Origin of the sequence: Sphingorhabdus sp. EL138, assembly GCF_945862485.1 — a bacterium.
Taxonomy (GTDB): domain Bacteria; phylum Pseudomonadota; class Alphaproteobacteria; order Sphingomonadales; family Sphingomonadaceae; genus Sphingorhabdus_B.
Map to the genome: position 1 here is coordinate 1 of NZ_CAMAYF010000036.1, position 10,188 is coordinate 10,188.

At 56.1% G+C, this 10,188-nt stretch carries 12 protein-coding genes; 4 read left to right on the forward strand and 8 right to left on the reverse strand.

Annotated elements, in window-relative coordinates; all coding sequences use genetic code 11:
- Together Q0O33_RS10035 and Q0O33_RS10040 are read right to left on the reverse strand one after the other, a co-directional pair.
- A partial coding sequence (locus tag Q0O33_RS10035; protein WP_295499085.1) for an acyl-CoA dehydrogenase family protein occupies positions 1-200 on the reverse strand: 200 nt, incomplete at its 3' end.
- An 89-nt stretch (positions 201-289) separates the two neighbouring features.
- Positions 290-1,903: an MFS transporter gene (locus Q0O33_RS10040; protein WP_295499116.1), complete on the reverse strand. Its 1,614-nt coding sequence runs from the start codon at positions 1,901-1,903 to the stop codon at positions 290-292.
- Positions 1,904-2,181: 278 nt separating this feature from the next.
- Between Q0O33_RS10040 and Q0O33_RS10045 the strand changes: the two genes are divergently transcribed.
- Positions 2,182-2,925, forward strand: a complete 744-nt coding sequence (locus Q0O33_RS10045) for a Bax inhibitor-1/YccA family protein (protein WP_295499087.1) — start codon at positions 2,182-2,184, stop codon at positions 2,923-2,925.
- A 143-nt stretch (positions 2,926-3,068) separates the two neighbouring features.
- A complete protein-coding gene (locus Q0O33_RS10050) occupies positions 3,069-3,824 on the forward strand; it encodes a hypothetical protein (RefSeq protein WP_295499090.1) in 756 nt (251 codons plus the stop codon).
- Between the two features lie 19 nt (positions 3,825-3,843).
- Here Q0O33_RS10050 and Q0O33_RS10055 read toward each other — a convergent pair whose 3' ends face one another.
- Positions 3,844-4,272 (reverse strand): CBS domain-containing protein, encoded by a 429-nt coding sequence (locus Q0O33_RS10055; protein ID WP_295499093.1) that lies wholly within the window; start codon positions 4,270-4,272, stop codon positions 3,844-3,846.
- Positions 4,273-4,336: 64 nt separating this feature from the next.
- Between Q0O33_RS10055 and Q0O33_RS10060 the strand changes: the two genes are divergently transcribed.
- On the forward strand, positions 4,337-4,630 hold the full coding sequence (locus Q0O33_RS10060; protein ID WP_295499095.1) for a hypothetical protein: 294 nt from the start codon (positions 4,337-4,339) through the stop codon (positions 4,628-4,630).
- On the forward strand, positions 4,627-5,022 hold the full coding sequence (locus tag Q0O33_RS10065) for an acyl-CoA thioesterase (protein ID WP_295499097.1): 396 nt from the start codon (positions 4,627-4,629) through the stop codon (positions 5,020-5,022). The genes Q0O33_RS10060 and Q0O33_RS10065 overlap by 4 nt, the downstream gene beginning before the upstream one ends.
- A gap of 73 nt (positions 5,023-5,095) precedes the next feature.
- On the opposite strand, the gene Q0O33_RS10070 is transcribed toward Q0O33_RS10065, so the two are convergent.
- From Q0O33_RS10070 to Q0O33_RS10090, 5 genes are all read right to left on the reverse strand, one after another.
- Positions 5,096-5,848: a DUF4167 domain-containing protein gene (locus tag Q0O33_RS10070; RefSeq protein ID WP_295499100.1), complete on the reverse strand. Its 753-nt coding sequence runs from the start codon at positions 5,846-5,848 to the stop codon at positions 5,096-5,098.
- 179 nt (positions 5,849-6,027) lie between these two features.
- Positions 6,028-6,879 carry a peptide chain release factor N(5)-glutamine methyltransferase gene (prmC, locus tag Q0O33_RS10075; protein WP_295499103.1) on the reverse strand — a complete coding sequence of 284 codons (852 nt, stop codon included), beginning with the start codon at positions 6,877-6,879 and terminating at the stop codon, positions 6,028-6,030.
- 78 nt (positions 6,880-6,957) lie between these two features.
- Positions 6,958-7,275, reverse strand: coding sequence for a hypothetical protein (locus Q0O33_RS10080; protein WP_295499106.1), 318 nt, complete (start codon positions 7,273-7,275; stop codon positions 6,958-6,960).
- Between the two features lie 104 nt (positions 7,276-7,379).
- Complete coding sequence (locus Q0O33_RS10085; protein ID WP_295499109.1) at positions 7,380-8,945, reverse strand: alkaline phosphatase; 1,566 nt, start codon at positions 8,943-8,945, stop codon at positions 7,380-7,382.
- Between the two features lie 430 nt (positions 8,946-9,375).
- Positions 9,376-10,188: ATP-binding cassette domain-containing protein (locus tag Q0O33_RS10090; RefSeq protein ID WP_295499113.1), on the reverse strand; the 813-nt coding region annotated here is incomplete at its 5' end.

The window sequence follows — 10,188 nt, forward strand, 5'->3', positions numbered from 1 at the left end:
CCGCCATATTCGACGGGCGCAGTTGGGCACAACATCCCGATTTCGCCAGCTTTGGGCCAGATGGATTTGGGAACGATACCATTTTCCTGCCACTGCTTCGCGTAAGGCGCGACTTCCTTCAAAAGGAACTGACGCACTGACTGGCGAAACGCCTCATGATCTTCATTATAGGCACTGCGTGGAATGGTATCGAGTGACATGGAAAAATCCCCTGCAAAATTGTCCTGTGGCTTATACCCATCAATGGCAGTAAGTTGACGCAGACGTCAAGACGAATTTAATCGTTCGATTAAACGGGTTCACCTGCGTCCCGTGCACGCTCGACGATTGTCTGCTCGGCCTTTGGCACCGTGCGATAGGCAGCAATCAATAAGGCTAAAGCAATAGGTGCGACGGCAATGAGTGACAAGATACCAACGCGCAAATTGCCGACTAGCTTATCATCAACCATATTTCCGGCCAGGTCGGAAATCTGCCCGACCATATAAGGACCGAACGATAGGCCAACGAGCGTTGTGCCAAGGAAAAACGCTGCCGTTGCCGTGCCACGCATGCGTGGCAGGACAAGATCTTGCGTCGTGGCTGCGGCCGCACCAAGTGCCGTCGCGCCGAGGATGCCGGCCAAGAAGTTCATGACGTAGAACAAGACCGCGTTATCTGTGGTGAAGCCGATTGCAATGGGAATGATTGGTCCCACAACGCCCATAATGATGACCAATATGCGCCCAGAGGGATTTTTCTTCCGCAAGCCATCTGCAATCGCTCCGCCGATAATGACGCCCAAAAAGCCACTTAGCGCGCCGCTGGCACCAAGAATAAAGGCCAGCTGCTGCTTAGGCAAACCCAGCACAGTTTCAGCATAAGGCGCGGACCAGAAGGCAAGCGCGTAGGATGTCAAAGCTACGAGGCCGTACCCAATTGTTGTGTAGATAAATGCAGGTGTGCCCCAAATCAGGCGGAAAGTCGCAGTATCCTTGGCGCGGAGCGTCGATGCCCATGAGAAGACCGCGTAATAGCCAAAGCCAACGGCGGACCATTGCGGGAAATTGCCAGTGAGTTGGATCATCCAATAAGCAAAGGCTGCTATTGCTGCGCCCGTTGCCACGTTGATGGCCAGTGCCGCAGGCCCGCGCTGCCACGCGCCCAACAAAGTGAATGGTGGTACGATCATCGACAAGTCGCCAACAAACGCGCGGAAAGGCGCAGGGTGCGCAGGTGTACTTAGGCCGTCCATCGCCCCGCGTTTTGGTTCGCGAAGGCTTGCGACCCATAATCCTGCCAAGACACCTGGAATACCAACGGCGAGAAACGCCGCTTGCCAACCCACCAGTCCAAGTGGGCCACCTTGCGGATAGGCTTCGTTCCAGCCTTGAACGATGAGCGCGCCAATGAATAACGACACGCCGCCACCAATATACAGGCCGGAAGAATAAATTGCGAGCGCGGTCGCGCGCTGGCGTTTCGGGAAATAATCGGAAATTAGAGAATAAGCTGTTGGGCTTGCGGTCGCCTCGCCGACGCCAACGCCCATGCGTGCGATGGTCAACTCGGCTTGATTGCGCGCAAAGCCTGATACGGCAGTCATGATAGACCATAAGGCAAGGCCGATAGATAGGAGCTTCACTCGGCTCCAATTGTCAGCAAGGCGGCCGAGCGGAATGCCGAACAAAGCGTAAAACACTGCAAAAGCCGCCCCGCCCAAAAAGCCCATATCGGCATCGGTCAGGCCAAGATCGGCCTTAATATCAACCGCCAAGATACTGAGGATTTGTCGGTCAATGAAGTTGAGGATGTAAACGACAACCAGCACCAACAGTACATACCAGCTGTAGCTGCTTGCCTCGGGCAATGGCGCTTCGGATTTTTGTAAAACGACGTTGTTGTTTTCACCTTCGGCCGTCACACGCACATCACTCTCCCTATTAGGCTGTTGGCGCCCTATAGCTTTATGGCTAGCAGAACAGCCAAGCCGTGCAACCCGATTTACGATAGGATCGATGATGTACCCAGAGGCGGTATGACAGCCTTGGGTAAAACATCATTCCCGTTTCGGAATTCCTATCCATTACCATCAGCAAAAAAACGCTACTTTGCGTGTCGTGTTTTACTTGAATCTGGAGCAAATTCATCCAATATACTCGATATGCGGCTATATTGCCGTGGTTTGAGGAGAAATAAGTCATGGCACAGTGGTCCGATCCACGGGTAACCGGGACCCAGTCAAGTCTTGCAGGTGTCGGCGCACGCGCCGGTGACGCCGCTTTTGACGCTGGTCTGCGTTCGCACATGCTCAAGGTTTATAACTATATGGCGTCGGGCGTATTGCTGACTGGTATCGTCGCGATGTTGTTTGCGCAAACCGAACTGGCGCAAAATCTTATGCTTAACCCAAGCTTGATGAGCTGGGTCATCATTCTGTCGCCTTTGGCGGTCGTAATGGTAATGAGCTTCGGGCAGGGCAAGTTTTCGGCAGCAACGCTTCAAGCCATGTTCTGGGGCTTTGCGGTCCTGATGGGCCTTTCAATGGCGCGCATCTTTATGATGTTCACCGGTGAATCCATCGCGCAGACTTTCTTTGCGACATCGGCTGCATTTGCTGGCCTCAGCCTGTGGGCATATACCACGAAGAAGGACATGAGCGGTTGGGGAAGCTTCCTCGTGATGGGTATGGTCGGCTTGATCGTGGCATCAATCGTGAACATCTTCGTCGGATCTGACACATTGGGTTGGGTGATTAGCAGCGCAGGTGTGCTCATCTTCGCTGGTCTTACAGCTTATGATACCCAGCGTATCAAGAATGAGTATTTTTACCTGCAAGGTCCCGAGATGATTGGTAAGGCCGCAGTCATGGCTGCACTGACCCTCTATCTCGACTTCATCAACATGTTCCAATTTTTGCTCAGCTTCTTAGGCAACCGCGAATAATCATTGGCGGTTCAAATCGAACGCATCATTATGGCCCAGTGGTTTACCACTGGGCCATTTTTATTGGGGATTTGGTCGAACTGGGCTTTTCTTTCCGAGGAAAACCTTGTTGTAATTAATCTCGGAATATCGGAGATCAAACAATGCACCGGGGCGTCAGAAATCTAGCAACACTCATCCTCGTCACTGCCGTTGCCGCGTGTGCACCACCGCCCGTAAAGGTCGCGCCTGCTCCAGTTCAGCTTTCTTCCCCGTCGCTCGCTGCGCCTACTATGCCGTTACCACCGGGCGGCGCTGCCTTGTCGATGGTCCTACCGCCCGTCGGTGTTGATGGCATTCGCACAACCCCCAATCGCGGGCTAAGTCGCGACGAGCAGATTTGGCATTTCCGGTCTGCGCTCAACGTAGCTGCGCTCAACTGCCAGGGGCCCGTATGGGGACAAATCGCGACCGAGTATAATAAGTTCATTGTGATTCATAAGGTGCTGCTCTCGAAAACCAGCAGGTCGGTGGATCGCGAATATGTTAAGCGTTATCCAAAGCAGAATGGTCTACGCCTTCGCGATACGCGTATGACGGATTTGTACAATTATTTCGCGTTGCCGCCTGTGCGCGCGCAATATTGCGATATGGCGTTACGCAAGCTGCAAGAGGTCAATCAGGTGCCCAAAGAGGCCTTGCCCGAATATGCCATGGGCAGCCTTGTCGATATCGACAATGTGTTTGTCAATTTCTACGATGTCTATGCAAAATATGAACGAGATTTGGCGGATTGGAATATGAGATATGCTCCAAAGCCTGCTTATAACCCTGCCAATAACATCATGGTCCCGCCAGTAACGACGCAGCCCGCAGCTGCCTCTCCCGGCAATGTGACGACACCTTCGCAACCGCGATAACGTTACAGGGCGGAGATTTTTATGCCATGCTGATATAATCGCGCATTGCGGCGGCTTCGGTTTCGATTTTCTCGATCCGATGTTTGACTAGGTCGCCGATGGAGACGAAGCCCACAAGTGCATCATCCTTGATAACAGGCAAATGCCGGATGCGCCGTTTCGACATCAGCGATAGAGCTGACAATATAGCCGTGTCCGGCGCAACGGTAATGGCGGGTGCGGTCATGGTATCGGCAACCGTCTTTGTCAGAAAATCTGGGCCGTGCTGGGCAATGCCATACACAATGTCGCGTTCGGAAAAGATACCGATAACAGCCTTGTCATTGACCACGGGAAGCGCGCCGATCCGGTTTTCGGACAATCGGCATATGACATCGCTAACGCTTTCATGCGGCGATGCCGTCAGCACGTTGCGATGGTGATTGGCCAATATTGCAGAAATCGTCATCGACTCTCTCCCTTATGTCCTTGCCCCTGATGGAACTTATAGCATAAGGCGACCTTATCAAGACATGACTCGCCCCTCCCGCCTCGATGATCCAGATTATGCTCACTTCGCGTGGCAGCGATACTGGCGTCTCATGCGATGGATGTTTGCGGTTACACTGCTTGTGACCGCCATCGCTTTGGGGGCATTCTGGTGGCAGAACGGTATGGTTTCCATCCATTTTTTTATCGCTACCACAGGCGCAATTTTTGGCGCAATCATGCTTACGGCGGCGTTGATGGGCCTTGTTTTCTTATCCAGCGGGTCGGGGCATGATGAGGCCATTGATGATCCCTTTGAAGATGAAGTCGACCGGTGACGGAAAATATTCAAAATCTTCCGCAGCGGAATGACCCAGTATTGCGTGTCATTCCGGGACCTGCGGATATCAATGCCAATGGCCACATCTTTGGGGGCTGGGTGCTTGGCATGATGGATCAGGCGGGCGGCATACTGGCGGGCCGGATTGCACAGGGTGCCTGTGCCACGGTCGCTATCGAAAAAATGGAATTCATCGCGCCAATCTTGTTGCGCGACATTATCTCGGTCTATGCCTCACTTGAACATCGCGGGCGGACATCGATGGGTGTTCGGGTTGAGGTGATAGCCACGCGCGCCCGTGGCCAACAAGAGGTGAAGGTCACCGAAGGATTATTCACCTTCGTCGCGTTAGACGAAAACCACAAACCAAGGCCCTTGCCGCCGGGTTGAAAGCGCGGAAAGCTAGTCCAGCGGTTGGCTTTGCTGTCTCCGCAGAAACGGGGTAACGCCCGTGCCGGCGAAATCATTCCGCCGCAGTAGCAACCTCATCTTCACCGGACGGTTTTAGGCGGCGGGCGCGCGGCTTGCGCGCTGGCCTGTCGGCGGCATCATCTTCGCTTGAAGACATTGCAATTGACGGCGGCAAGACCGCAAGGTCGAGACCTGAAGGGGGATCGCCCATGTCTTCACTGTGATGACGGCGTGGCCCTTTATTGGCCGAGCGTTCGCTGCGCTCAGTTCGCTCCATACCGTCAATGCGCTCACTACGTTCCGAGCGGCGCGCGCGCATATCACGTTGCTGACCGCGCGGTTCTCTGTCATTCGATTCCTCATCGGACGCGTCCTCCGCGCCATCGTTCACGGATGAAGGCTGGTCATCGTAATTGGGGGAGCGATCATAATTTGGCGTGCGATTGTCGTTTTGCCATTCGTCACGATCATCGCGATTGTCGTCGCGTGCATCGTCGCGCGGGCGGCGTTCACCTTGCTGCTCCTGACGTGCATCTTGGCGACCACGGAAATCGGCGAGCACGCGGAAATAATGGTCGGCAAATTGCAGGTGATATTCCGCATTCACGCGGTCACCGTTGAACTGCGCATCTTGTGCTAGCTTCTTGTATTTTTCCAACATCTGCGCCGCGTTTCCGCGCGCACGGTTATCAATCTGGTTTTGATAGTCAAAACCGCTACGATTGTTATTCTGTTGCCGGTTGTTGTTATTGTTGCGGCCGCGCCGACGATTGTTGTTCTGCTGCTGCCTGTTGCTGGTATTCATCAGGGCTGACCCGTCCTCTTTTTAGCACTTCAATTGCATGGAACCCCTGAACCCGGTTTAGGTTGCGCGAAGGTCAACATTGACCTTTCTACTTTGTCCATCTGCGCTGGGGGGCGGCTTCGCGCTAAAAGACCTTCAAATAGGATTTTTTGCTGCGATGCCCTTTCGTCCTAGTCCTACTATTCTTCGATTCCAAGCGAAAAGCGAATGACGCGTGGATTACCGGCAAGATCATGTCGCAATTCAGTCAGATACCCAGCCTCTGCACCAAGCGCGCGCACGGAATCGGCCTGATTGTAACCGATCTCAAAAAACGCGACTCCGCCCGCGTGCAGCAAATGCGGCAAGGACGGGATCAGGATTCGGTAGTCATTCAGGCCGTCGGCTCCGGCAAACAAGGCGTTGTGGGGTTCATGGTCCGATACCATCGGCGCGAGCGCGGCGGCATCTTCAATATACGGGGGGTTGCATAAGATGAGGTCAAATCGTCCCAGCCCTTCGGTCCAGTCCGCCTTCGTCCAATCGCGCCGTTCAAATTGGGCGCGGTCGGTAAAGCGCAAACGCTGGGCATTGTCGCTGGCCACCGCAAGGGCGCCTGCGCTGGCGTCGAGGCCGATGCCCACTGCATCCGGGAATATCGACAAAGCCGCGAGCAACAGCGCCCCTGACCCAGTGCCAAGGTCTGCAATGTGCATGGGCGCGTTGTCTTCGCCAAACCAGTCCACCGCCGCCTCCAGCAGGGTTTCGCTGTCAGATCGCGGAATTAGCACGTCCGGCGTGACGCACAGCTCAAGGTCCCAAAACGCCTGCACCCCTGTGATATAGGCGACAGGTTCATCAGCCATTCGGCGCGCGAGCAGGCCAGCATAGCTGTCCGGCGCATTTATATCGTGCTGCCGCAGCAGCATTGCGGACCTATCCATGCCGAGCGCATGCGCCAGCAATAACTCCGCGTCTAACCGCGGTGTCGGGCTGATGCCTTCTAGGGCAGCGGTTGCTTCGCGCAGGACAGGGGCAAGGCCAGTCATCATCCGCCCCTATATCCCGCCGCAGGCAAAGCCCAATTATTTTTCCGTGCCATGCGCCCGTTCAGGCGCTTCGGACTGTATTTAGGCGGCGGCGTCGACCTTCACAGGGCCAAGTTCCTTCAAGCAAGCCTGCACCTTCGACATGGCTTCACTGGGGCTGGGCGGGTTAGAGACGAGTTCCGCCACGCTTTGGCCATCCATGACCTTGTCCGCTGCGCAGCCGCAGACGGCGCGGATATCCACATTTATGCCTTCGGGAATCTGCTCACCCGCCGCTGTCGTGCACGTCGCGACTAGCGATTCACGCACGCTAATCTGCACAGTATCATTGAGCGCGCCGCCTTCACCACATCCTGCCAGCGCCACCGACAATAAGGCTATCGTCATCATCCGTTTCATAAGCTTCCTCTTGTGCAGTACCCCCGCACCCAAAGATGTGGGCGGCACTGCCAAGATTACAAGGCGGCCTTATTTGAAGCCCCCGCCTTATTTGAAACGCGCCCCTATTTAAAACCGAGGGCCGCGCGCATGATGTGGAAGATAGTGTTCTGCTCAATCGTGCCCTTGAACAGATGCGCCTTGGGGCCAGCTGCACGGGCAACGACATCGTCACCGCCATGCGTTTCGGCGAACATGCTGATCAACGATTGCTGACGGTAGTTGAGCGCTTCGGTGTCCTGTTTGGACGGGTCAGGGCGCTCGGCCGCATTCACCGCGCCAGGGCCATTGGCATAGCCCAAGGTGGTATAGGCCTTTCCATCCATCGCCAAGGTCGGCGTGCCAATCGGCGCAGACACGACGCCAAGGATCGGGTTCCCGCGCTCGGGATAGCCCGCGATCGTGAACACATGGCTATGGTCCGATGTGACAACAATCAACGTTTCGCGCAAATCGATACTCTCCATCGCGGCCTTCAGCGCAGCGTTAAGCGCGACGGTGTCTTGCAAGGCGCGGCGGGCATTGCCGCCATGATGGGCATGGTCAATCCGGCCCGCTTCCACCATCAGGACATAGCCCTTTTGGTTCTTGGATAGCATCGCAATCGCCTTGGTCGTCATTTCGGCGAGCGAAGGTTCTTTATTGCCTGCGGCTGTCCGGTCCGCCTCAAACTGCATATGCGATGGTTCAAACAGGCCAAGCAGCTTGGTCGTTTTCTTGGCGTCGACGGCGGCGAAGCTGTCGCGGTTCCAGACATACGCGCCCTTGGGGTTGGCGGCGACCCAGCTTGCGGGCAAATCCTTGCCATCGGCGCGCTTGCCTTTCCTGTCGGCATATTCGGGGTCGGCCATTGTCGCCGGAATGAAATGCTGACGCCCGCCGCCCAGCATAACCTCAAGCCCGTCACCATGTGGCCATTCGACCATCTGCCGGGCAATGTCGGTGCAGCCAGCGGCCTTGGCAGCGGCTGGCATATTGGCGTCGACTTCCCAATCGCGCTGCGCGGTGTGCGCGTAGGTCGAGGCTGGCGTTGCGTGTGTGATGGTCGCGGTGGAAACGATGCCCGTGGCAAGGCCCCGGTCCTCCGCCATGCCGAACAAGGATTGGACCTTGAACGGCGCGGTCGCGGCGCAGTCATTCTCGATTGCTTCGGGCCCAACGCCAATCACGCCATTTTTGGTTTTGATGCCCGCGACGATTGCGGTCGCGGTTGGCGCGCTGTCGGGCACTTGCGCATCGTGGGAGTAAGTTTTGACTAAGGCGGTGTGCGGCAAAAGGTCCATTTGCGCGACATAGGATTCGCCGTCGAGGCCAAGCTGCTGCCCCTCAAAAATCCGGCCAGCGGTCAATGTGCTCACGCCCATGCCGTCGCCAATAAAGATGATGACATTGCGCGCCTTATTATTGTTGGGCTTCTCCGCCTCCAACCGTGCGAGCTCGGCTTGGCCAGCCTTGAGATAGCCTTCGCTGGTGCTGATCGGCGGCTTGGCGGGTGCGGGCGCGGTAGTAGGCGTGGGAGCAGCGGCAGCGGCAGGCGCGCCTTGCGCCAATAACGGCGCGGCGATCAGGCAGGATGCCAACGCCAAAGACACAGGCAGGCCAGAGGACACAAACGGCGATACTTTGCGCATTTTACTCTCCAAAAATGTTTCTGGTCCATTCATCGCAGAGGAAGATGACTGGCGCAAGACAGTGGGGATTTAGAGGGGAGATTTTGGGTTGGTGAGGGGAGGAGTACGGGGGTATTTACCGTCGCGGCAAAGTCTTTGCCTATTCCCACATCGGCATCTCTCTCTTCGTCATGCTGAACTTGGTTCAGCATCTTACTTATTGAGGGCGGTTGGAAGTAAGATCCTGAAACAAGTTCAGGATGACGAGGGGGGCAGGATGACGGGTCGGGTGTATTTAGGACGAGGGGGCTAGAAATTCTCTGTGCCTCTGTGTGAATCTCTTACCCCGCCTTTTCCAGCATCGGCTTCAAATAATGGCCGTTATAGCTCGCCGCGACGTTGACCTTCGGTCGCCTAACGGCCCTACCACATTCTCCGGCGCGTTCCCGACTCACTTCCCTTTTTCGAGCATGGGCTTGAGGTAGTGACCTGTGTACGACCGAGGGTTTTTGGCTACATCCTCCGGCGTGCCTTCGGCAACAATCTCGCCGCCCTTGACGCCGCCTTCGGGGCCAAGGTCGATGATCCAGTCCGCCGTTTTAATGACGTCGAGATTATGTTCGATGACCACCACGCTGTTGCCCTGTTCGACCAGACGGTGCAGCACTTCGAGGAGTTTGCGGACATCTTCGAAATGCAGGCCGGTGGTGGGCTCGTCTAAGATATACAGCGTCTGGCCGGTGGAACGGCGGCTGAGTTCCTTGGCGAGTTTGACGCGTTGCGCTTCGCCGCCCGATAATGTCGTCGCCTGTTGCCCGACCTTGACATAGCCAAGCCCAACCTCCGCCAGCATCGCCATTTTGTCGCGGATGGGGGGGACGGCCTTGAACACCTCCACCGCGTCCTCCACCGTCATGTCGAGCACGTCGGCTATAGAGAGGCCCTTCCATTTGACCTCCAACGTTTCGCGGTTGTAGCGTTTGCCGTTGCATTCCTCGCACGTCACATAGACGTCGGGCAGGAAGTGCATCTCGATCTTGATCAGGCCATCGCCGCTGCATGTTTCGCAGCGCCCGCCCTTGACGTTGAACGAAAAACGGCCCGGCTTGTACCCGCGCGCGGCGCTTTCGGGCAATTGCGCGAACCAGTCGCGGATGTTGGTGAACGCGCCGGTGTAGGTCGCGGGGTTCGAACGCGGGGTGCGGCCAATGGGGGATTGGTCGATGTCGATCACCTTGTCGCAATGTTCCAGACCCGTGACCTT

Excerpts from the sequence above, each read along its gene's own strand:
- Q0O33_RS10045 (WP_295499087.1), top strand. The coding sequence starts at position 2,182 with ATGGCACAGTGGTCCGATCCACGGGTAACCGGGACCCAGTCAAGTCTT.
- Q0O33_RS10050 (WP_295499090.1), top strand. The coding sequence starts at position 3,069 with ATGCACCGGGGCGTCAGAAATCTAGCAACACTCATCCTCGTCACTGCC.
- Q0O33_RS10055 (WP_295499093.1), bottom strand. The coding sequence starts at position 4,272 with ATGACGATTTCTGCAATATTGGCCAATCACCATCGCAACGTGCTGACG.
- Q0O33_RS10060 (WP_295499095.1), top strand. The coding sequence starts at position 4,337 with ATGACTCGCCCCTCCCGCCTCGATGATCCAGATTATGCTCACTTCGCG.
- Q0O33_RS10070 (WP_295499100.1), bottom strand. The coding sequence starts at position 5,848 with ATGAATACCAGCAACAGGCAGCAGCAGAACAACAATCGTCGGCGCGGC.
- prmC (WP_295499103.1), bottom strand. The coding sequence starts at position 6,879 with ATGATGACTGGCCTTGCCCCTGTCCTGCGCGAAGCAACCGCTGCCCTA.
- Q0O33_RS10080 (WP_295499106.1), bottom strand. The coding sequence starts at position 7,275 with ATGAAACGGATGATGACGATAGCCTTATTGTCGGTGGCGCTGGCAGGA.
- Q0O33_RS10085 (WP_295499109.1), bottom strand. The coding sequence starts at position 8,945 with ATGCGCAAAGTATCGCCGTTTGTGTCCTCTGGCCTGCCTGTGTCTTTG.